Here is a 22,870-nt window from a genome sequence, read left to right as displayed (position 1 = left end):
ATACTTAAGATTATATGAAGTTAACAATTTCTGTTATCAACACATTTTAAGGTGAATCTAGCAAATAAAATGCTAGTTACAGCTTAAGGTAGTGTTAAATGCCATACAATAACGCCAGTTCAGGATTTGGTCGCAGTTCTTTAGTTCAATCCATCTTAGATATCTATTTAGCTGTTGAACAAACAGAGCGTTGGAAACAAGCGGTTAAAACCGTAGGTCAGGAGAAGAAACTTGACTCCAACTGGATGCCGGTGATTCAAAATGTGAAGTCCATTGGAGGAGGAAAATACAGCGTACAGTTCCTCAATAAGCAAAATCCAGATAACAACCCTCAGTGGATTGAAACTAATGATGCAACTTTTGATAACTTCAAAGTTTTTTTCAACGATCAAGCCAAGGATTTGGGGGCATTTTTTCAGGTTGATTCTATAACTGGTACGGTTAGCACTCAAATAGAAGGCGGTACTGTATCTGCTGGGGTTGGGATTGGTTCTAATAAAGCGGATTTAGTCAAGGCGGTTGTTGAATGGGTTGCAAGCGGAGAATTATATGATAAATCTGGTAACCCCGACTTAGACACGGCAGTGGGAGTTCAGAGCTATTTGAACTTGGCACAATACGGACATGGTATAGCAACAGAAGCAGCTGAAGTCATAAGTGCGATTCGTCCTGCCCTGAGTAATGGGGGTGCTGTGGCTAGGGAAGTGTCCGAAAGCTTAGTCTCTACTGTGGTGAAAACTACTGCCACAGAAGGCTTGGGCATTGCGATGAACATTGTGAACGTTGTGTTAGATGGCATTGTGCTTGCCAATACTTCATCTAGTGTGGAACGTGCTTCAGTTACCACAACTTTGGTGTTTGATGTTGTAGGAACCGCCTCTTCTCTGCTCGCTCTGGGATTAGGGATTGCTGGAGCTTCCACAGCAGCTTCAATCTTGGGAGCGATCGCTCTACCAATTGCTGGTTTAGCAGCGGGAATCCCCACCCTAGTGGCACTGTACGCACAAAGAAGCGAAAATGCCAGGAAGGCAGCGGAACCCTTTGGCATCATAGCTGACGGCTATAAGGCCAATGCCGATGGCACAAGGGGTATGATTTACCAAGCTGCCGATCAATATCAAAAAATTCCTTCAGCCTTAAAACCCAAGGGAGGCGCAGTTATTACTGAAATCGACCTCGTTAACAAGAAGCTGAAATTTGGTAGCCAATATCTATATCAAGTTAATCCAGACCACAAAGGAGCTGGACACACCAGAGTTAATAACCGTGATAGTTTTTTTGCTGGGCCAGATATAGGTCGGGCAAGTGCTAAGGCCAAACAGCTACCGCGTCTCAGTATCCGGCAAGGATTGGGTTGTCCTGAGACAATGGATTTAAAGTATAGCGATGTCGAGGTAATTGTATTACCCAGAGATATCGAGATGACCTTTGACTATGAACACGCCATAGTAGCACCACTTTGGCAAGAAAACGAAAGCAGCCCTGGCATTAATGCTCTGCGCCAGATAGAATCTCATCCTGATATTTACGAGAAGTTTTACTATGATTACTGGGCAACGTCAGACTACGCCATCAGTCAATTTTACCCAGAGTACAAAGCCACAACAGTGACGGTGAAGCTAGACAAAGCTAAGCGAAGCGTTGTTATTCCCCAAGTTGCTGACATCGAAAGGTCTAATTTAACTTATCGATTGCAAGGTAATGGTGGGACTTATATAGTAGCCTTGAGCGAGCAGGAAATTGATATTCGCATTCAAGCTTCAGACAATCCAGATGAACGCTGGATTTTTAATATCGACGCCATTGGATTGCGGACATATTCCACTTGGCTTCGTTACCCAGATTGTTGGACGGTTACTTTCCATGATGATGGTTTCACCATTGGACAAACAAGAACAGAAGATAAATCATTACAAATTACTGCCGCTCAACCACAGCGAGTGAAATTTGAGGGCAAAATGCCCAACTATGTTGTTCTATCTGACAATATTGGTCATATTTTTATTGTCAATCTCAAAGAACGCAACATGTCCTTGATGCTCAACATTACCAAAATACAACAAACCGACTCCAATAAGATCGGTAGCATGGACATGAACTCAGACAGCTTGTTATATCGTGCCTATGTTAGTTATCGATATCTGAAGCAGGCCGCTCAATCGGGTAATGCTAATGCTCAGGTGGAAACGGGGATTTTAAAATCAGTACCTTTAACAAATGCTGACAACATTGCCATCGTTTTTGAAGAGCCAGATTCCAGACTACACTATATGGGAATTTGCGATCTGAAGAACTTTGCTTTAGTTGCTCACTGCAAGGATCAGACTAGAGATAATCCACCTCAGATGATCACACAGATGCAGGTTGATAGGTATAGTGAGCTTTCTACAATGCGCGATCGCGATCGACCTGATAAATTAGCTTTCAAAGGAATATTTGAGAACGTATGGACTGCCAATAACGAGATATTCTTTACCCAAAAAATTCCCCAGCAGGAGTCAGGAAAGAATAACGTTATTCAATACTGTATGTACAGGGGCGAGGGCTTCTGTTTCATCGATGCCATTAATGCCAATGCAAAGCTGATGGATCAGATTTTAGCAGTACCACTTGGAGAGCTAAGAACGTCTAAAGTCGATCGCCTGTTAGACCAAGCAGGGTTGATTCTGCAAATGCAACCACGCCCTGAAGTTAACCGTGTTGACTACGTTTATGGCAAGGATACTTATACGATTGTTGGGCAAAACAGTCAGGGTGTAAGCTACCAAATCAAAGTACACAAGGATGCGGAACCCTCACTTTCCTGGGAACAGGGAGAAATTCAGTATCAGATTTTGTCAGGATACGCTTTGCAATTGACTGGAACTTCAGCGAATAACACAATCGCACTCACGCCTCTAAGTAAATACCCTCAGTTGAAACGAGCAATTTTATTCGGACAAGAAGGCACTGACACATACTATGTGGATCGAGCAATATTGCATTATCAAGCCATCTTTGTGTTGAATTATGCAAAGGATACCAATCAAGATGTCCTGAGACTGACAGGATTCAGAACAAGCGACTTCAGCTACACTCAACAGGGGGAAGACATTATTCTCACCCATAAACAAAGCGGAAACTGGCTCAATCTTGTCGGAGTGTCCAGCAGCAATCCAACGGCAAATCGTTATCAACACCTCCAGTTGCAGTTTGATGATGTTACCTTTGCAGTTACGGAAGTAGCCAGTCGTTTATCACTTGGAAATGCCGATGCTACCACTATCTTCATGAATTTGGAGGGTATTACCTTTGACAAGCAAGGAGATAACTTGGTTGTGTCGCAAAACAATAAAACCGATTCCATTGCTTACAGCAACTTCTACACAACCTACACTTCTCTGAATGGATTCCAAGTGAAGTTCCCTTCCACCACCACAGGGAACATGCTCAGCTTAAACGCCCAAGAACTTGCTGCACTAGGTAAGTATAACGTCAAGGGTCAAACCGTTGTGACTGCCGGAAGCGCCAAGCAGTTTGTAGATCGGATGCAGGCAGAGATAGGGAATGTAACTATATATGAAGTCAGTTCTGGTAATGTGTCGCGCCAGGGGCAAGACTTGGTGATTAATGGGCAAGTGTGCAATAAGTTTTTTGAACGTCCTACTCAATCTCGACAAATCAAGATTCCCTATCTATTAAACGATGGAGCCTTTATCCAAGCTGGGTACGATTTGGTGTTTATGCGTGTTAAATACGACCACAACTGGGGTATGGATCTGTGGACATACACAGGTGAAACTTCTCCAGCCTGTCGCTTGTCGTATTTTTACGATAGTTACATCGAACCAAACCCAAATCAAGGATATGTCACAGGTCGTTTAGTTCAGACCTTCACAGAACTAAACAATAATCCATACCGATGGGGCACCACACACCAGTTACAGGTGGAGAAAGGTAATCTCAACAATCTTTTAGAGCAAATGAGCGTGCAAATACCCACGCAAGATGGAAAGACTGTGATTTTGAGTTATGATGCTCTAAAAAAGCTAGGCCAAGAGTCAGCTAAGGTTCTAGCTAGTTCCACGAGTTACAACCAGCAAAGCAATACCTTCACATTTGGTAGCTATAGCAATACTGACGCACTGATCGGCTTTAGGATTTCGCTCTATTTTGATCCTCAGACCAATGAGGTGGTTGCCGACAAGCAGGTAGATAAATATACGCGTAGCTCTTATTTAAGAGTTCCTGCGGTGATTGTCTAAGAATTGCTAAGAACGGGTGACATCGCCTCAGACCAAATTCAAGAGTCTAGAGTTTGGTGTGAGGCGATCGCACTTCATAAAGCGATGGCAATTTGAGGATATCTTGCCATTCTTGCTCTGTGAATGGTTGGGTAACTAATTCCATATCAAAATACTGTTTTGCTGTCTGTGTCAATGTATCTACAATCTTCACAATCCAGCTATCCTGTTCCTCTGTTTTACAAAACGAGGTATTCCAAGGAGCCGATTGTTGAAAGATTTCTTCAAATAAACCTTTATCTGTGGACAAAATCATTGAGCCGTGTTGCAGAATTGTATTTCTTCCCTTGCGTTGGGCGCTACCGATGAATTTACTGCCATCAGGGGTAACCAAGTCTGCGGCTGTTGCTGTGTTGAAGCAACTGGGATTGTGAATGTAACCCCGTCCAGCAGAACCATAATTTAATTCAACACCCAAGGTTTGCCAGCCTTGAATCAAAAAGTTACAGATGTTTTCATAAATACCCCAGCTTTTTGCAGTACTCGCTTTTGTAATCAAGGCGTAGGTTAAATCTCCTTGATGGAGAACGGCTCTACCTCCCGTTGGGCGACGAACTACATCGAGTTGCTGTCCTTGATAAATCAGATTATGCCATCGAGCAGGCCATTGTTTTTGCAGATGTCCCAAGGAGAGGGTGTGGGGATGCCAGGTATAAAAACGCAACGTAGGCGGATGCTGTCCTTCTTCGCATTGCTTAAACAACCAAGCATCAATGGCCATTTGTACTCCTCCTGATGTCTGAATCATGGGAATAAAACGCCAGGTGGATGGTGACTCGGTTGCTACTTCTGTCATGGATTTCCCACTCTGGAAAGATATTGACATTTTAATATCAGTATTTAATACTACGTTTGTTTGTAATTATAGGAAGAATCTATCCGTGAATTTCATCAAAACGATATGCCAGTACGCAATTCGTTCCGCGATTACTCTGGTACTGGCTGTAACTTTGTTTGTCACCAACTTATTTTGGCCAGCAGCGAGTCAAGCCATCGCTCAGGCGCTACCTGCACAGATTAACCAGCCACAAAGCAATCAGTCTTGGCTAACTGGTATTCTCCAACTGGCATTGTTGAACATTCCTAGCCAACTGAAATATACCAAGGATCATGAATGGGTTCTGGTTGAAGGCAACATTGCTAAAATAGGCATTACTGAGTATGCTGAGCGGCAATTTGGTGAAACTGTATTCGCAGAATTGCCAAAGGTTGGCCAGGTTTTCGACCAAGGAGATGAATTAGGTACCATCGAATCGGTTAAAGCAGTAGGACAATTCTATACTCCCGTAAAAGGAGAGGTTGTAGAGGTCAACCAAGCAGTTGCTGATGAACCCGAACTACTTAATGAAGACCCCTATGGCGATGGTTGGTTGGTAAAAATCAGGTTTAGCGATTCCTCTGAGCTTAATGCCTTACTCTCTAGCCAGCAATACAGTGATTACATAAAAGAGTCCTCAGAAGCCTAAGCTAACTCTCTCGTCAAAACAGGACAGTTTCATTTGTTGGTGTTGCACAGGAAGCAAAATGATTTTGCCGATTTTCGAGGATGAGTCTAAAAGCCAATCCAATATATGTAGAGACGTTGCAATGCAACGTCTTTATTTTTGACAAAATTGCAAATCTAAAATTCGTTGTTGATAAAATCAAATAATTGATGCGCCATTTCTAATTTAGAACAAGGTGCGATCGCCACCTGCCGCCCTTGTGTATCTAAAAATATCGCTTCATTGTTATCGCTGCCAAAACCACTATCTGCCCGGTCGATGGGGTTCGCAACGATGGCATCTAATTTTTTCTTCTCTAATTTTTCTAATGCAGGATTGACAATATCCCCAGTTTGTGCTGCGAAGCCAATTAATATTTGATGTGACTGTTTGAGTTGTGCTAATCGAGCGACAATATCGGGTACGGGTTCCAAGGGTAAAGCTTCAGGGAGCGATCGCTTGGGCAATTTTTCTGTACTATAATCTCTGGGCTTGACATCTGCCACTGCTGCTGACATGACAATGATATCAGCGTTGGCTAAATACTCTACCATCGCCTGGTGCATTTGCTCGGCACTCGTCACAGGAATTGCTTGGACTCCCAAAGGTGCTTGCCAATTAGCTGGTGTATGCACCAGAGTCACCCTTGCCCCTCGGTGCAGTGCTGCCTGAGCAATGGCTAATCCCATTTTACCTGTGGAAGGATTGCCAATAAACCTTACTGGGTCGAGATATTCTCGCGTTCCTCCGGCGCTAACTAATACTCGTTTACCTATTAAATCTCGTTTGCCTTGGGTGTGTAACAGCGATTGAATGTAAGTTAAGATTTCTGGGGGTTCTGCCATTCTCCCAGCACCGACGCGATCGCAAGCTAATAAACCCGATCCTGTATTCATTCCATGATATCGGCTATCGATGGACAACTGTTGCCAATTGCGCTGCACCGATAGTTGTTCCCACATATCCGTATTCATCGCTGGTACTAACAACACGGGACAAGTAGAAGCCAGTACGGTATTTGTGAGTAAATTATCAGCCATGCCGTAGGCTAATTTTGCTAATGTGTTAGCCGTCAAGGGAGCAATTACCATCACATCTGCCCATTCACCCAACTCAATGTGCAACGGACGAGAGTAAGTTGGTTGCCAAAAATCATCATCTGTGTATGCTTGATGGCGAGATAGGGTGGCCACAGTCAAAGGTGTAATAAATTGCTGTGCCGAACGGGTGAGAATGACTCGCACTTCCACCCCAGTTTTAAACAACGTTGAAATCAATTCACAAACTTTATAGGCGGCGATACCGCCACCTATAGCAACTAAAACCCTGCTCAATTTTGGATTTTGGATTTTGGATTTTGGATCTATGGGAGATTGCATTGGTATTTTCGGATTAAGCAAGTGATACATTAACCCTGATAATCTTTGATTCTAGCTAGTTGACCCCAATCTAAAATCTCAAATCTCAAATCTAAAATTGCTACGCTTCATCGTAGGGTTCCAAGTCTAACAGATAAATGTAGGGTTCCACTAACTCTGGACGCTGAAATGCGATCGCTCGTAGTAGATGCCAATCATTTAAACCCTCAAAAGCATTACTGTAATTATCCAGCTCCAGACGAGAAGCTAGCTGTTCTACTTCTGCCGCAGTCATAGCAGCAATTTCTTTTCTGGAAATGCTTAGAGTTGTCATAATGCTTGCCCCTCCCTTATGCACGCATTCGCCTTCAGCATGGGTGAAGTTGCTTTATATTGCAGCCTCCCAATATATATTACTCATTACAGGTCATGGATTTCGTGAAATTTTTCCGCATTTATACCAGAATTTATAAAAAAATCGTAATCTTGACCATGCCTTCAGAGGGAACAGGGAACAGGGAACAGGGAAAAGAAGAAAAAGTAGCTCCGAAAAAGGACTTCTAAATAAAAAAATAATCAATTGTTTTGGTAAGCAGTTCTTGGGGAGGGGAGGCTTTTCAGGCAAGGGGAGAAATTGGATAGTGGCGTTGGATGGAGGAATTGAGTGTAGTTATTCTTGGATGTCCTAAATTTATTTAAACCGATTTCCCTGTTGCCTGTTGCCCGTTAAGAGTTCCCTTTTAATCAGCAAGTGTGTCGAGCGCGAAGTTCCGTAGCACATTTAACGTTTGTGGATCTATTTCATGCCCCGTGTCAAATTCGTGGTAATTTACAGCAACTCCCAAAGATCCTAGAGTTTCTCGTGCTTTCCATGCGGCTTGCAGGGGCACAACTTCGTCATTTCTGCCGTGGGTAATTAAAGTCGGGGGAATTTCACCGCTAGCTGCGGCGATGGCATCAGGATGTAAATACCCACTCATGACAACTAAACCCGCTAGGGGCAATTTCGATCCTACATCTAAAGTCATTGCCCCGCCTTGAGAAAATCCACTCAAAATTGTCCGTGACAAAGGTACACCAGTACTGGCTTCTAAGGATTGCAACAATTCAATAAGCAATTGCCGACTTTCTGTCAATCCTTGATACATATTTTCCACTCTCAAATCGTACCATGCTCTGCCGATGGGTGAGTAAGGATACGGGAAAGGTGCATTCGGTAATACAAACTGATAATTCGGTAAATTAATATAAGGTAGCAAAGATGAGACATCTTCAGCATTAGCACCCCAACCATGCAAAGTCACAATTAAACCTGCCGGTGGTTGAGAATTGGCTGTGGGAACATTGATAAATTGTAAAGACAGAGGTTTACTCCTAAAATGTGACTCTTTGAGTAGATTCTATCTTTTGAAGTAGACTTACGTATCAGGAACCGGATGCTGCTTCTACAGAGTTTTTACCAAGGTACTGCTTCACCAAGGTGAAAAAAGCCGCCACTCGGCCCATCATCAGAAAGCATCGCTAACTCAACGCCGGTTTTCGCTCCTTGTGGGATATCTATCATTGCACCTTCACCGCCTAATTCAGTTTTCACCCAACCTGGATGAGCGCTATTAATTTTTACAGGAGTATTGCGTAATTCATGGGCTAAATGGATGGTAAAGGCGTTGACTGCTGCTTTAGAAGCATTGTAAGCAAATGGTTTGGAGTCATAAATTGGTGAATCAGGAGTAGCATGAAGTGTTAATGAGCCTTCGATACTAGATATATTGACAATTCGACCGCTAGGACTTTTTAAAATTAACGGTAGGAGTACTTGAGTCAGTTCCACCAAGCCAAAAAAATTGGTATTGAATGTCTGTCGAATAATGTCTATTGAAACAGAACTGGCATTACTTGTTAACCAGTCGCCATCTAAAAATACACCTGCATTATTAATCAAAATATCCAACTGACCAAAAGAGTCACTAATCTGTTGAAAAGCAGACTGAATTTGAGTACTGTTAGTTACATCAAGGGCGATGGCTTCTGCTGAGATTCCTTCATCATGCAAGTTACTAGCTGCCGTTTTTGCTGCTTCTATATTTCTGGTTGCTATCAAAATCGTCAATCCATGTTGTCCTAGTTGACGACTCATCTCCAGTCCTATACCCTTATTTGCACCAGTAATCAAGGCTACTTTATTCTTGAGTTCGCTATTTCCCACTGTTAGCCACTCCTATTGAATTGAGGATCTACGATGCATTTAAAAACAGTGCGTTTTCACTGTGTTTAAATACTCTCACAAACTTTCAGGTGAGAAAACCTAGAAAAAAGACTAGGTTTGTTTGCCTGAAAATCATCTGCCTAGAGAATTAAAATCTAATTTTTTGAGAAATTTTCTTGCTTAGTAGTACAAGTTAATGGTAAAGGTTGAGAATACCAAGATTATTGCAAAAACTTCCTGGTAACAATGAGGGTGGAGGATGAGAAATTGAAAACTTTACCATTGAAGAAAGTTTCAGCTGGAGCTGTGGCTTTAATCCTTGGCTGGGGAATCGGAATGGCTGTAGATGCCCAAACAAAAACTTTGGTAATCTATTCCGGTAGAGAGCAAAAACTGATTGGGCCTTTAATTGAAAAAGCTAAAAAAGACTTGAATAAGGATATTCAAGTGCGTTATGGCGATACTGCGGAATTAGCGATCGCTCTTTTAGAAGAAGGCAAAAATAGCCGTGCAGACTTGTTTTTTGCTCAAGACGCTGGTGCTTTAGGCACTTTGGAGAAAAAACAACTCACACTACCAATTGCCCCGAAATTGCTGAACAAAGTTGATAGTCGCTTTCGTTCTGCAAAAGGGCATTGGCTTGGAATTTCCGGTCGCGCTCGTGTAATTGACTACAATACCAAGCTAGTCAAACAAAGCGAATTACCAACATCAATTTCGCAGTTAACACAACCAAAATGGCGCAACAAAGTCGGCTGGGCCCCAACTAACGGGTCATTTCAATCATTTGTCACTGCTATGCGAGTCATTGATGGAGACCAAAAAACATTACAATGGCTCAAAGCAATGAAAGCAAATGGTGTTAAAGATTACGGTAAAAATTCCGCAATTCTAGAAGCTTTGGGACGGGGAGAAATTCATCTTGGTTTAGTAAACAATTACTACCTATATCGTTTCAAAAAAGACAATCCCAACTTCCCTGTTGCTCATCACTATACGAAAAAAGATGCAGGCTCGATAATCAATGTGGCAGGGGTAGCAATTACAAGTACAACAGACCAAAAATCTGATGCCGAAGCCTTAATTGATTATTTACTCAAACAAAGTTCGCAAAATTACTTTGCTCAAGAAACTAACGAATATCCTTTAGTAAAAGGAATTGCAGCACCATCAAAACAAGTGCCAATTAACAAACTCAATCCACCTAATGTGAGCCTGACAGATTTAGATGATTTGCCAGGAACTTTAAATTTATTACAACAGGCAGGAGTTTTGTAAGAATTGAAAGCGGTTCGCCCTCCCTTATTTCTCACATTAGCCGCAGCAGTAGTGGCAGTGGCCATCGCTCTGCCATTACTGTATTTAGTCATTCGTACCACAGGCATTGGCGGGGAAGAATTATGGCAATTAATTTCTCGTCCCCGCAATGTCATGGTATTTTTCAACAGTGCGGCGATGGCAGCAACGGTAACATTTTTTTCTGCCTTAATTGCCATACCATTGGCATTTTTAACAGTACGGACAGACTTACCAGGAAGACGTTTTTGGTTAGTAGCAACAACATTACCCTTAGCAGTTCCCAGTTATGTAGGCAGTTTTGCGCTGATTGCAACATTGGCCCCACGGGGTAGCTTTTTACAGTTGTTGCTGCAACCATTGGGAGTAGAAGAATTACCTTCTATTTATGGTTTTCCGGGGACAGTTTTAGCAATTACTTTGTTTACCTATCCCTACATGTTGCTCAGTGTTCGTTCAGCTTTACAAGGTATCGATCCATCTTTGGAAGAAGCAGCGAAGAGTTTGGGCTATGGTGGCAAAGAAACATTTTTTCGGGTAGTTTTGCCGCAGTTAAAACCATCAATAATTGCAGGTGGATTATTAGTTGCCTTGTATGCTTTGCGTGACTTTGGTACACCTTCGCTGATGCGGTTTGATGCCTTTACTAGAGCAATTTTTTTGCAATATAAAGCTAGTTTTAATCGCAACTCAGCCGCAGCTTTAGCTTTGATGTTAGTAATACTGGTACTAGGGATTTTGTGGTTAGAATATAGAATGCGATCGCGTGCTGCATACTATAGTCGTGGTTCCGCTTCCCTACGTCCACCAAAAATTGCCAAACTGGGAATTTGGAAATGGCCAGCTTTCGGTTTTTGTCTTTTAATTACTAGCTTCGGTGTAGCTTTGCCAGTAGGTGTTACCTTATTTTGGTTGATTCGAGGATTTAACATTGGTTACACATTCCCCAACTTAATCCCCAACATCCTCAACTCCATTGGCGCAGCCGGATTAGCCGCTTTAGCCACTACCATCTTTGCCCTACCAGTTGCAATTTTAGCAGTGAGATTTCCCAATAAAATTACCGCCATCATTGAACGTTGTTCTTATATAGGTTTTGGAGTTCCAGGCATTGTAGTTGCCTTATCTTTGGTATTTTTTGGTGCCAACTATTTGCCAATGCTGTACCAAACTTTACCCATGCTAATATTTGCATATTTAGTATTATTTTTACCGCAGTCAGTGGGAACAGTCCGCAGTTCGCTTTTACAATTAAATCCCCAGATAGAAGAATCAGCACGCAGCTTGGGTAGGAATGCTTGGCAAACTTTAAAAGAAGTGACTCTCCCATTAGTACAACCGGGAATTTTAAGTGGTGCAGTCCTAGTATTTTTGACAGCAATTAAAGAACTACCAGCCACCATACTCTTAGCACCTATTGGGTTTACCACCTTAGCAATGCAAATTTGGCAAGCCACAGAAAATGTAGATTTTGCCGACGCAGCCGCAGCGTCATTAGCCATGTTGCTAGTTTCTATCGGTTCAACTTTATTAGTGTTGTCTCAAGAGAACGTCAAAAAAGAAAAAATTATCAATCAAGTACAAATAGAAACAGAATTTTAATTGAGATAGAAAGTAGAGAATAAATACTGTTGAATTCAAATATCAAATACAAAAATCAACTCTTCTTTTATCTCACTTTTTGCCTCTGTGCGTGATATTTACACCCACAAAATTAGGATAAAAACCTCCTTTCCAACCCCTCTTTTTATGCAACAACTAATTCTCCACTTACAGAATGTCACCAAGCAGTTTGCAGAAAACACTTTTCCTGCTGTGGATAACGTATCTTTGACATTGCAACAAGGAGATATATTAGGATTGCTCGGCCCCTCTGGTTGTGGTAAAACAACGTTGTTGCGATTAATTGCTGGTTTTGAGCGGCTGCAAACAGGAGAAATTAAAATTGGAGAACGAATAGTTTCTAACACTTCTACTTGCATCCCAACCGAACAGCGCGACATTGGTATTGTTTTTCAAGATTATGCGCTGTTTCCCCATTTGAATGTGGTAGAAAATGTGGGCTTTGGGTTGAAAGATTTTCCTAAACACCAAATACAAAAACGTGTAGCTGAAGTCTTAGGGCTAGTGAGACTCGGAGGCTTAGAAAAGCGCTATCCTTACGAACTTTCAGGCGGACAACAGCAAAGAGTAGCCTTGGCCCGTGCTTTAGCGCCCCAACCCCAACTCATGCTTTTAGATGAACCTTTGAGCAATCTTGATATCCAAGTGAGGCTACGCTTGCGAGAAGAGGTGCGAGATATCCTCAAAGCTGCTGGTACTTCAGCAATTTTTGTTACCCACGACCAAGAAGAAGCATTAGCAATTTCAGATATAGTAGGTGTCATGCGCCAAGGACACTTAGAACAACTAGGCACACCAGAAGAAATTTATACTCATCCAGCATCAAGATTTGTAGCCGAATTTGTGACTCAGGCTAATTTTGTGACCGCCCATCGTCAGGGTAATTTATGGAAAACAGAAATCGGCAATTTTGAGTTAACAGTAAATCACAGCGAAAACGCTGGCGAAATCATGATTCGCCAAGAAGATTTTATCTTAAAGCCAGACAACGATGCCCCTGTGGTGGTGCGTACCCGGCGGTTTTTGGGACGTGAGTATCAATATTGTTTGCAAACTTCCTCTGGAAAAGAACTTCATGCCCGGACATTGGCTGATGTGGCTTTACCTGTGGGTACAAGAGTTGAGTTATCCATCGCTAGCGATCGCATCAAAGTTTTTCCGCACTAATCTAATCTAGCAAAGCCAGTAGTCTGGCAAGTCAACTTTGCTGGGTGAAGTCTGGGGAAAGGGAAAAGGGAAAAGGGTAAGGGATTTAAAACCTTTCCCCCTTCCCCCTTACCCTTTTCCCCGCTTACTTGGTGTATGAATGTGCAATTTTTATGTGCAACAGCCACTAAGTCCCCAATTGGAATTTATTGTGCCTGTATCGGTGTCCAAGTAGAATAGGTATCTTCCACAAATGTGCTTTGGCAAGTTCCTTGACGCTTAGTGATTTTAACTTTCAGGGTGGTTATGTAAACACCATCCGTTAATTGATGTCCATAGCCTGAAACTTGACCAACCTGCCCAGTTTTTTGATGCAAAGCATAATCTCCAACGTTGAACATAGTTTTAATTCCTGAATTCACGAGGTTGAGTAGTCAAACATAAGACTTCTTGCAGAAGTAGGGGAAAGGGGGAAAGGTTTGTATTTACCCTTTACCCTTTAACCCCTTCGGGGTTCGCCAGTCGCTCATGGGGGAAACCCCCAAGACCGCGCTGGCTCACCTTTTCCCTTTTCCCTTTTCCCACAAGAGTGCAAAAAGCAATTGATTGCAAGAGGTCTATAGTAACTTGGGCTGTGTGACTTGTGGCTGTTGTTAAGCCGCAATCTGGGGGTAAGTATCGGATGTGGTTTGAGTTAGCAGGCGAGTGTAGAGCTGAGTTAGTCGAAAAGCCACACTATACCAACTAAAGGCAATTTCTGTGCGTTGCCTAGCTGTTTCACCTAACTGGTCTCGCCAAGCTGGGTTAGCCAGAATACGGTCTATGGCGGCAGCAAAAGCTACTTCGTCTTTTGGTGGCACAAGTAATCCTGTGACTTCTGGTACAACAGTAAATTGCAATCCACCCACATTACTAGCTACCACTGGAGTTTTACTAGCCATTGCCTCAATCGCAACTAAACCAAAAGGTTCATAATGGCTGGGCACTACGCAGACATCAGCAGCAGCGTAGTAGAAGGGAAGGATAGTATCATCTAGGCGACCGGTAAAGGTTGTACGATTTTCTAATCCGAGTTCTGTGACTATCTTGGCAATGCGATCGCGTTCGATGCCATCACTCTCACCCGGACGACTACCACCACCAATGACTAGCTCCAAGTCAGCGTTATCCCTAAAATTAGACTTGGCAACGGCTCTCACTAAGGTTTCTATTCCTTTACGGCGGTCAAAGCGTCCAACGTAGAGGACTATTTTGGCCTCTGGCGCAATTCCTAACTTTTCGCGCGCCACACACCGGGAAATTTGTCCAAATTTTTCGATATCGGTACCGCAAGGAATCATATCAATGTTTCCTTTGCTAGAAACCAGTACCCGCATGTGCTTTTGCTCTTGGGGACTAGTTGCAACCACACAGTCTACAGTTTCCAAGCAAGCTTTTTCTACAGCTAATCGCTGGGCAGCAATTACAGGAACATCACCAATACTTCTGTATTTAACCGCTCCTAAAGAGTGGTAAGTGTGTAGCTGAATTAGGGGTTGCTGCTTTTTCAATTCCATACCAACCCAAGAAGATAACCAGTAGTTGGTATGAATTAGAGGGTAATGAAACCCTTGGTGCTGCTGGAATTGCTGAAATTCTCTGATGAATTGAGGTAGATAGTCGAATAAGTTATCTCGCCCAATAAACTCTGCTGGGCCGGCTTTTAACCGAATAGTACGACAGTTTAAACTATGTTGAACGATGGCAGCTTGTTGGGGATTACTACGACGAGTAAACATATCCACTTCCCAACCAAGCCTTGCTAGTGAATAACCGACTTGACGCACATATACATTTTGACCTCCAGCTTCTTCTTGACCAATTTCAGCAGCTGGGTCACCATCAACAGAAATGAGGGCAATGCGATGTTTCTTATTCTGGAACATGGTTGAACTTTACCTCAAGGTAAATAATCCTGCCTCAAACGCCAGAAATGGAGGTAATATTATCTTCTCCTCAAGGCCGAGGGCAGGTACAACGAAGTGCAAAGTTACCAGCCAAAGGACACTGACGAGAACAAGGCATTACTTAGTAAGAATGCTGCTCGTTCAGTCTCCTCTCAATGCCGACGAAGTTAGCTGACGGGCTAGGACTGAGAGATGTCCTTCTGAAAAAAGTTATGAGTTATTGCTTTAGTAACTTTTAACTCTTCACTTTCTGCAAGATACGCCCCAGAATTGGTTCCTCCGCTCCGGTTTACCTTTTACAAAAGTTTTTAGGTAATAAAAGTGGATTAGGCAGACTGATTTAATTTTCTTAAGATTTTATAACGTGGGTTCCTCAAGCATGTCAACAGTACGAAGAAAAAATGTGTCGTCAGGGAGAAGGGGTGTTGATTGTTCACCGAAGCCCCGTTGGAGTGGGAGTAGGGTCATTATCAGTTTTTTCGCTGTAACCAAGCAAAAATTTCATCAACAGAGAGTGTCAAATTTATATCTTCTAACACTGGTAATATATCTTGTTCTGCTAACAAATCTGGCAAACGATTAGGCTGATAAACTAAAACACAGCGATCGCTTGGATCGATTAACCATCCTAGCTGACTGCCATTTTTTAAACAATGTAAAATATTGCCAGTAACTCAACTGTTGGAACCAGAGTCTACTGTTTTTAGTATAGATTGAAGCCTTATGTAGTTTTAGCGTAGCTTGCCGCTGTGGGCATACCTCAGATTGTTCAAGTAAGGATTCTGGTGGTGTATTTCTACATCTCACTTGGTCAGAGGTAGAAAAACTCTATATTATTAAATAATGGAACAGATACGGAAGATTCATTAATGCAATTAGTCAGTCGAGAGCATATTGCGATCGCTCCTGATGTGCGGAGTGGAAAACCCTGCATTATCGGTACTCGCATTGCTGTAGAAGATGTGGCGATGATGCATCTAAAGCTAGGATATTCTTTGGTAGAAATTGCTGGTAAATATAACCTGTCACTGGCATCTGTTTATGCAGCAATGGCTTATTACTTCGATCGCCGAGACGAAATTGATCGTCGCACAGCGCAAGAGGATGAGTTAGTTGAGGTACTGAAGCAAAATTCTCCCTCCCGTCTGCAAGAGAAACTCAGACAGTTGAGGAATGAGTAAACGAATTCGCTTTCATCTGGATGAGAACGTCGATCCGGCGATCGCGCTTGGCTTGCGTCGTTATGGAATTGATGTCACAACAACCAATGATGTGGAATTACGCACTCAAAGTGATGAAATCCAGTTAGCGTTTATTCAGGAAACACAGCGAATACTGTTTACTCAAGATACAGATTGTTTGATTATTGCAATTTCTAGATTCGACCATCCTGGTATTACCTACTGTAAGAAAGGAACTCGTTCAATTGGTGAAATCATTGAAACTTTGGTTTTAATTTATGAGGTGATGACACCTCAAGAGATGCTGGGACGTGTGGAGTTTTTGTGAAATGAAAGCTACCGATAGACGAACCACTGTAATTCTGTGCTGCTAAGAAAGCGATGTGTACAACGGGCTACGCCTACGCAATGTCTTGTTGCAAAGTTGTGGAAGTTGTGTTGGGTGACTGGCGCTGGGCAATATATAATGTAGATATTATCTATAAAAATTAGATCTCTGTTATGAATTCAAGTATTGAATATAATAATCAACAGCTAAAAAGAAACCGAGTAGTTCTACTTGATAAAGCACAAATAGCCTTTGATACTTTACAGCCACAAGATAAAGAAAATATTATTTGTGTCATCAATTGTCTAGAAGAGTTTCCTTTTTGTTCATCGGTTCAAGCTCATAAGCTGAGAGATGTTCCAAATTATTTTATGGCGCGAGAAGGCATATATAGAATTATTTTTAGATTTCAACCTGGAGAAGTAACTATTGTTGATATAGTTAATCACGACCGCCTTGAGATATTATATGGTTCCTTAAAAGAGTCCGAAAAATGAAAGGTCTAGATTCTTTTACCCTAGACCTTAAACAGTGTCTATATGAACTTGAAGAATTTGAAAAATTACTTAACGCTAATGGGGAATTAAAAGAAAATAAAGATATACTTCCCTTCTTTAAAGAGAGACTACATTTATCTGCATTTATTGGATCTTATGTTCCTCAGATTGTTAGGTTCAACGAAATTAAACATGAGTTCACCTTTTATGGTGATTTTCGCGCTGATTTAGTTGTCGGTGATTCTGTAAACAATACTTACTGTTTTATTGAATTTGAAGATGCTACTCAAGACAGCATATTTATAGATAAAGGAAGAAGTACATCAGATTGGTCGCCGAGGTTTGAACATGGATTTAGTCAAATAATTGATTGGTTTTGGAAGATTGATGATTTTAAAAATACTTCCTTAGCCCGTTCTATTTTTGGCAGTGAAAATATAGAATTTTACGGCATTTTGGTTATAGGCAGAGATACTTTTATCTCTCCTATTGATAAAGCTAGATTGACGTGGCGTTTAAATAAGGTTTTAGTAGACTCACGCAAAGTTATTTGTATTACATTCGATCAATTGGCTAGAGATATTAGAGATAGACTTTCACTGTACCCATTGATTTATGAAGTAGAATCCGAGACTGAAGAAGTTACTTCAACAGATGAGAGCGATCGCTCACCATCGTAGCGTGATATTGGTAGAATCCACAAACAAAAAAACGAACAGAGCAAGCCGTAGTGTTTACGCTATCCTCAATAAACCATAAAACGGCAAGAGCGATCGCTTTCTGATTCTAACTCCAGCCAGCAACTTTTATTCTATTTGTTGCACAGTACTGTTAGGCTGCTGGCACTGGGCAATTTCGATTAGTAATCTTAATGCGTTATTCACTGCTTCATCGTTGGGAAAAGCCTGTGCAACATCGGGATCTAAACGTACTAGGTTTGTTTGTGTCCGATATCGCTCAACATATTTACCTCTAACTCCTCCTTCCATTTGGGCAAAGTCATATTCAGAACGTAATTTATTATTCATTATGAGATAAAATGGATGTGATTGTTGCTAAAGTTTTCTGTTTTTCGTTTCTGCTTGGCAATGGCCCACAAAAATCTAAATAAATGATATCGAATTTTTGTGGAGACGCAGCAAAAAAATGACCTATATTACCTTTAATTAACTTTAAAAAGGGAAATTTTGAATTGAGAGTTGCCCAAACAGGATCTTGATAAGTAGAAGCATCTGTTTCAAAAGCCCATACATTCTCAGGTAAAACTCCAAAATCTATAAGTGCTTGAAGATCATTTTCAGGATTTGGCCCTGCTAGATATGCTACCTTCAAGTTTTCCGGTTTTCTAGTTTGTATTATGGAACTATAAAAATTCTCCCAGCGAGTTATTGTTTTCTTTGAAAGATTCTCTATAACTTTCTGATCAAATGATGTTCCGTTAGTACGAATGTGTTCATATGCACGTCTAACATAATCTTGAGATGCTAGTGTAATTTTGTTTCTATCCTTTGTTAAGCATCTAACAGCTTCTTCTAATACGCACAATCTAGCTCTTATTTTTGGTTCTTCTTGATATTCTCCCATGTTCAAAACACATTAATTAAAATTAGTAAATAACTTAATTTAATTAAAAATTTTAAAAGCCCGCAATTCGGGCTTTTATTAATTAACTGACTGCTTTACTTATCTTTTCACTAACTTCTTCGACATCTTCCGCAGACGAATTGATTTGGGTGTAACTTCCACCAATTCATCAGGTCCGATGTATTCCAAAGCACGCTCTAAACTCATGTCTATTGGTGCTTGCAACTGCACTAATTCATCGCCACCAGCAGCACGGTGGTTGGTTAACTGCTTGGTTTTGCAAACATTCAATTCCAAGTCTTGGGGACGATTGTGTTCGCCGACAATCATGCCTTTGTAAACTTTGGTACCAGGAGTAATAAAGAACGATCCTCTATCTTCGGCGTTCTTCATGGCGTAGAAGGTGGCAACGCCTTCTTCAAAGGAAATTAAAACGCCTTTGTTCCGGGCTTCAATGTCACCGCTTAGTTGACGGTAGTCGAGGAAGCTGTGGTTCATGATGCCTTCGCCACGAGTCATCCGCATGAATTCACCACGGAAACCAATCAAACCACGGGCGGGAATGACAAACTCTAACTGGGTGCGATCGCCACTACCCGGTTGCATATCTTGCATTTCACCTTTGCGTTGTCCCAGACGTTCGATACAGCTACCCACTGCATCAGCAGGTATGTCTAACACCAAGAGTTCATAAGGTTCGCAAGGTTGTCCGTTGACTTCGCGGTAAATTACCTGTGGCTGAGATACTTGAAACTCGAAGCCTTCGCGGCGCATGGTTTCGATTAAGATACCCAAGTGCAATTCGCCACGACCGGAAACCAAGAATTTATCGGGGGAATCGGTTTCTTCCACCCGCAATGCCACGTTGGTTTCTAATTCGCGGAACAGGCGATCGCGCACTTGTCTTGATGTCACCAATTTGCCTTCTTGACCTGCAAAAGGTGAATCGTTCACCCAGAAGGTCATTTGCAAGGTCGGTTCGTCCACTTTAATTAGTGGTAAAGCTTGCGGTTCGTTGGGGTCTGTAATTGTTTCGCCAATGTTGGCATCTGCAAAACCAGCAACCGCCACAATATAACCTGCGGATGCTTCTTCCATCTCCACCCGCTTCAAACCTTCAAAACCTAACAATTTGCTGATTTTAGACTTGACAATTGTGCCATTTTCTGTCACAAGGGCTGCTTGTTGTCCGCCGCGAATTGTACCGTTGTGAATTCTGCCAATGACAATTCGTCCGAGATATTCAGAATAATCTAGGGTTGTGACTTGTAATTGCAGGGGCTTGCTGGCGTCACCCACTGGTGGTGGAACGTGTTGCAGAATAGCTTCAAATAAAGGTTGCATGTCCACTGCTTCTGCGTCGAGGTCTTTTTTGGCGTAACCTGCTAGACCTGAAGCAAACAGATAGGTAAAATCACACTGGTCTTCATCTGCGCCTAATTCCAAGAACAGATCCAAGACTTTATCGATCGCACCATAAGGATCGGCTTGGGGACGGTCAATTTTATTGACGACGACAATGGGGCGCAGTCCTTTTTCTAGGGCTTTTTTCAGTACGAAGCGTGTTTGGGGCATGGGGCCTTCGTTAGCATCAACAATCAGGATGCAACCGTCGACCATACCGAGTACGCGTTCTACTTCACCACCGAAATCAGCGTGTCCTGGTGTATCAACAATATTAATTAGCGTTTCTTTGTAGCGAACCGCTGTGTTTTTGGACAAAATTGTAATTCCCCGTTCCCGTTCTAGGGCGTTGGAGTCCATGACGCAATCCGGAACGTCTTCACCTTCACGGAAAATGCCGGACTGTTTGAGGAGTGCATCAACCAGGGTGGTTTTGCCGTGGTCAACGTGAGCGATAATAGCGACGTTGCGAATTGGGAGCGTCATAGAAGCTTTGGGTGAACTTTAGAGGGGGTTTATAGATTTACATTTCAGTGCTAGGCTTTTCTAACAGAATTGGGGGCGATCGGCAAATTCTGTAAAGAACCTTTAATAATTCTAGCGTAATCGTCACAATTGCGGAGACTTTTATCAAGACCACAATGGCGAGTATGAGGTAATTGCGGCGGTCAAGGGATGAAAAAAAGCTGATGTTAGCTGTACTGTTGAGTGTTAACTGTTGACTGATGACTGATGATTGTTGACTGGGCATGGGGCATTGGGCACTTGTACTGAGCGTAGTCGAAGTATTGGGCATTGGGCAGAACAGGCTCCAGAGGCTCTAGGGGAAAAACTCATCTCCCCTGCTCCCTTGTCTCCCTTGTCTCTCTCTCATCTCCTCTGTTTTTTCAAAGGCGATATCACTGATAACAATTGGGGCTATTTTAAAGAAAGAACGTTAATTGTGCTGTTAACTACATATTGAGTTAGTTTGCAAGGGGGCGATACCTACAGCGGGTTTCACTTATGCCTGCTTATTTGTTATCCATGTAGAAACGTTGCAGTACAAAGTTTCTATTGGTTTTAAGGTATATTTTAAAAATTAATAAAATGACAGCGATAAAATAATTATTATGATCTGCTGCCTGAATCCTAATTGCGAAAATCCCCAAAATCCTGACGGGACAAATTTTTGTCTTAGTTGCGGGGTAAAGTTGATACCCCTGCTGAGAAATCGTTATCGGGTTATTGGACTGTTAGGGAGAGGGGGGTTTGCACGCACATATGTGGCAGAAGATATAGATAAGCTCAATGAACAATGTGTTGTTAAACAGTTGGTTTTAAGTCAATTTTATGGTTCTCAAGGTACCAACGCACATAAAAAAGCAACTGAGTTGTTTGAACGAGAGGCCAAACGCCTTAAAGAATTAGGGGAACATGTGCAAATTCCCAATTTGTATGCATATTTTCAGGAAGGCGAATATCTGTATTTAGTGCAGCAGTTTATTGAAGGACAAAATCTGTTGCAGGAACTAAAACAGCAGGGAGTTTTTGATGAAGTTAAAATTCGATATTTTTTGCACGATTTATTATCTGTGCTGGTAACGGTACACGAACAAGAAATAATTCACCGGGATTTGAAGCCAGAAAATATTATTCGCCGACAAAACGATAATAAATTAGTGTTAATTGATTTTGGGGTGTCAAAGCAAAGGAGGGAAACTAGCAATACTGCAATAGGAACGATTATTGGTTCTTTGGGTTATGCACCTATTGAACAAATGCAATTAGGTAAAGTCTTTACTGCCAGCGACCTCTATAGTTTAGGAATTACTTGCTTTCATTTATTAACTAATATTTCTCCGTCAAGTTTATGGATGAAACAAGGTTATAGCTGGACTTATAATTGGCGACAGTATTTAAAACAACCAATAAGTCATGAATTAGAGTTAATTATTGATAAATTAATTGAAGAAAATCATGAAAAGCGTTATCAGTCTGCCCAGGCTGTATTGGAAGATTTGAAGAAGTTACCACGATTGAGAAATACATTACCTCCTACAGTTCTTTCACCATCTGGTATATTAGAATCACAGCCACAAGTTGAACAAAAAACAACTGGTTCTGGATATCTACGGTTATTTTCTAATTATCAATTATTGTCGGGAGCAATAATTACTGCAAGCGGTAGTTCGTTTTTGGCGATCGCTCTGTTCACTTTTCTCGGAACCACTTGGATTAGCTCAGGATTGTGGTTGGTAATTTTAGCTGGTTTAGTATTTATTCAATCTCGTTCTCTCGTGGAAAAAGTCTCTTTAATTATCATTGCCGTCATGGCAAATTTACTTCTAGTTTTGAGTTTCAAAAATCTCCTAAATACAAATATTATACTATCTGGGTTAAATGGGCTGCTACTTGTAATTTTATTGGTTGTACTTGCAGGGTTTGTAACAGTTATTATTGTAGGTATGTGGGAAATAATCAACAAAGTAATTTCTCAATACTTTTAGTATTAGCTATTTTAATTAACTTTCTATATATAATTGGAGAAATTA

At 41.6% G+C, this 22,870-nt stretch carries 21 protein-coding genes and 1 riboswitch; of the genes, 10 read left to right on the top strand and 11 right to left on the bottom strand.

All coding sequences use genetic code 11. The features are described from left to right. Positions 1-98 precede the first annotated feature (98 nt). Positions 99-4,244 carry a TcdA/TcdB pore-forming domain-containing protein gene (locus GNE10_RS01600; RefSeq protein ID WP_185563354.1) on the top strand — a complete coding sequence of 1,382 codons (4,146 nt, stop codon included), beginning with the start codon at positions 99-101 and terminating at the stop codon, positions 4,242-4,244. Between the two features lie 46 nt (positions 4,245-4,290). Here the strand turns inward: GNE10_RS01600 and GNE10_RS01595 are convergent, their stop codons facing one another. Then, entirely contained in the window at positions 4,291-5,079 is a 789-nt protein-coding gene (locus GNE10_RS01595) for a lipoate--protein ligase family protein (RefSeq protein ID WP_221642696.1), read from the bottom strand. An 85-nt stretch (positions 5,080-5,164) separates the two neighbouring features. Here GNE10_RS01595 and gcvH point away from each other — a divergent pair, with 85 nt between their 5' ends. After that, entirely contained in the window at positions 5,165-5,749 is a 585-nt protein-coding gene (gcvH, locus tag GNE10_RS35335; RefSeq protein ID WP_311774777.1) for a glycine cleavage system protein GcvH, read from the top strand. A 155-nt stretch (positions 5,750-5,904) separates the two neighbouring features. Here gcvH and coaBC read toward each other — a convergent pair whose 3' ends face one another. The 4 genes from coaBC to GNE10_RS01570 all read right to left on the bottom strand — a co-directional run bounded on the left by coaBC (position 5,905) and on the right by GNE10_RS01570 (position 9,331). Next, positions 5,905-7,146, bottom strand: a complete 1,242-nt coding sequence (coaBC, locus tag GNE10_RS01585; RefSeq protein ID WP_185563353.1) for a bifunctional phosphopantothenoylcysteine decarboxylase/phosphopantothenate--cysteine ligase CoaBC — start codon at positions 7,144-7,146, stop codon at positions 5,905-5,907. A 100-nt stretch (positions 7,147-7,246) separates the two neighbouring features. Continuing rightward, positions 7,247-7,459 (bottom strand): DUF2555 domain-containing protein, encoded by a 213-nt coding sequence (locus GNE10_RS01580; protein WP_099069588.1) that lies wholly within the window; start codon positions 7,457-7,459, stop codon positions 7,247-7,249. 406 nt (positions 7,460-7,865) lie between these two features. Further along, a complete protein-coding gene (locus tag GNE10_RS01575) occupies positions 7,866-8,489 on the bottom strand; it encodes an alpha/beta hydrolase (RefSeq protein ID WP_185563356.1) in 624 nt (207 codons plus the stop codon). Between the two features lie 92 nt (positions 8,490-8,581). Next, complete coding sequence (locus GNE10_RS01570; protein ID WP_311774776.1) at positions 8,582-9,331, bottom strand: SDR family oxidoreductase; 750 nt, start codon at positions 9,329-9,331, stop codon at positions 8,582-8,584. 267 nt (positions 9,332-9,598) lie between these two features. Here GNE10_RS01570 and GNE10_RS01565 point away from each other — a divergent pair, with 267 nt between their 5' ends. From GNE10_RS01565 to GNE10_RS01555, 3 genes are all read left to right on the top strand, one after another. Further along, the gene (locus GNE10_RS01565) at positions 9,599-10,609 is read left to right on the top strand and encodes an iron ABC transporter substrate-binding protein (RefSeq protein ID WP_260446710.1); all 1,011 of its coding nucleotides are present in this window, start codon (positions 9,599-9,601) and stop codon (positions 10,607-10,609) included. A 3-nt stretch (positions 10,610-10,612) separates the two neighbouring features. Further along, the gene (locus GNE10_RS01560; protein WP_185563351.1) at positions 10,613-12,229 is read left to right on the top strand and encodes an iron ABC transporter permease; all 1,617 of its coding nucleotides are present in this window, start codon (positions 10,613-10,615) and stop codon (positions 12,227-12,229) included. Between the two features lie 147 nt (positions 12,230-12,376). Next, on the top strand, positions 12,377-13,417 hold the full coding sequence (locus GNE10_RS01555; protein ID WP_185563350.1) for an ABC transporter ATP-binding protein: 1,041 nt from the start codon (positions 12,377-12,379) through the stop codon (positions 13,415-13,417). 185 nt (positions 13,418-13,602) lie between these two features. On the opposite strand, the gene GNE10_RS01550 is transcribed toward GNE10_RS01555, so the two are convergent. Both GNE10_RS01550 and GNE10_RS01545 read right to left on the bottom strand, forming a co-directional pair. After that, on the bottom strand, positions 13,603-13,797 hold the full coding sequence (locus GNE10_RS01550; protein WP_099069832.1) for a hypothetical protein: 195 nt from the start codon (positions 13,795-13,797) through the stop codon (positions 13,603-13,605). Between the two features lie 252 nt (positions 13,798-14,049). Next, complete coding sequence (locus GNE10_RS01545; RefSeq protein WP_185563349.1) at positions 14,050-15,321, bottom strand: glycosyltransferase; 1,272 nt, start codon at positions 15,319-15,321, stop codon at positions 14,050-14,052. Positions 15,322-15,483: 162 nt separating this feature from the next. Beyond that, a riboswitch (cyclic di-AMP (ydaO/yuaA leader) is annotated at positions 15,484-15,683 on the bottom strand. Between the two features lie 528 nt (positions 15,684-16,211). Here GNE10_RS01545 and GNE10_RS01540 point away from each other — a divergent pair. The 4 genes from GNE10_RS01540 (at position 16,212) to GNE10_RS01525 (ending at position 18,028) form a co-directional block, all read left to right on the top strand. Then, entirely contained in the window at positions 16,212-16,523 is a 312-nt protein-coding gene (locus GNE10_RS01540; RefSeq protein WP_185563348.1) for a DUF433 domain-containing protein, read from the top strand. Beyond that, positions 16,516-16,851 carry a DUF5615 family PIN-like protein gene (locus GNE10_RS01535; protein ID WP_185563347.1) on the top strand — a complete coding sequence of 112 codons (336 nt, stop codon included), beginning with the start codon at positions 16,516-16,518 and terminating at the stop codon, positions 16,849-16,851. The genes GNE10_RS01540 and GNE10_RS01535 overlap by 8 nt, the downstream gene beginning before the upstream one ends. Before the next feature lie 173 nt (positions 16,852-17,024). Then, complete coding sequence (locus GNE10_RS01530) at positions 17,025-17,348, top strand: type II toxin-antitoxin system RelE/ParE family toxin (protein WP_185563346.1); 324 nt, start codon at positions 17,025-17,027, stop codon at positions 17,346-17,348. After that, entirely contained in the window at positions 17,345-18,028 is a 684-nt protein-coding gene (locus tag GNE10_RS01525; protein WP_185563345.1) for a Shedu immune nuclease family protein, read from the top strand. Before GNE10_RS01530 ends, GNE10_RS01525 begins: the two co-directional genes overlap by 4 nt. 126 nt (positions 18,029-18,154) lie before the next feature. Here GNE10_RS01525 and GNE10_RS01520 read toward each other — a convergent pair whose 3' ends face one another. The 4 genes from GNE10_RS01520 to GNE10_RS01505 all read right to left on the bottom strand — a co-directional run bounded on the left by GNE10_RS01520 (position 18,155) and on the right by GNE10_RS01505 (position 21,132). Next, entirely contained in the window at positions 18,155-18,376 is a 222-nt protein-coding gene (locus GNE10_RS01520; RefSeq protein ID WP_185563344.1) for a hypothetical protein, read from the bottom strand. After that, positions 18,369-18,932: a hypothetical protein gene (locus tag GNE10_RS01515; RefSeq protein WP_185563343.1), complete on the bottom strand. Its 564-nt coding sequence runs from the start codon at positions 18,930-18,932 to the stop codon at positions 18,369-18,371. The genes GNE10_RS01520 and GNE10_RS01515 overlap by 8 nt, the downstream gene beginning before the upstream one ends. A gap of 99 nt (positions 18,933-19,031) precedes the next feature. Next, on the bottom strand, positions 19,032-20,822 hold the full coding sequence (gene typA, locus GNE10_RS01510; RefSeq protein WP_185563342.1) for a translational GTPase TypA: 1,791 nt from the start codon (positions 20,820-20,822) through the stop codon (positions 19,032-19,034). 37 nt (positions 20,823-20,859) lie between these two features. Next, entirely contained in the window at positions 20,860-21,132 is a 273-nt protein-coding gene (locus GNE10_RS01505; protein ID WP_221642695.1) for a hypothetical protein, read from the bottom strand. A 316-nt stretch (positions 21,133-21,448) separates the two neighbouring features. Here GNE10_RS01505 and GNE10_RS01500 point away from each other — a divergent pair, with 316 nt between their 5' ends. Further along, on the top strand, positions 21,449-22,825 hold the full coding sequence (locus GNE10_RS01500; protein WP_185563340.1) for a serine/threonine-protein kinase: 1,377 nt from the start codon (positions 21,449-21,451) through the stop codon (positions 22,823-22,825). Positions 22,826-22,870: the final 45 nt, after the last annotated feature.

Source organism: Nostoc sp. 2RC (assembly GCF_014222165.1).
Lineage (GTDB): Bacteria > Cyanobacteriota > Cyanobacteriia > Cyanobacteriales > Nostocaceae > Nostoc > Nostoc linckia.
The sequence above is the reverse complement of the archived record's forward strand: the minus strand, read 5'-3'. Positions and strand labels throughout refer to the sequence as shown.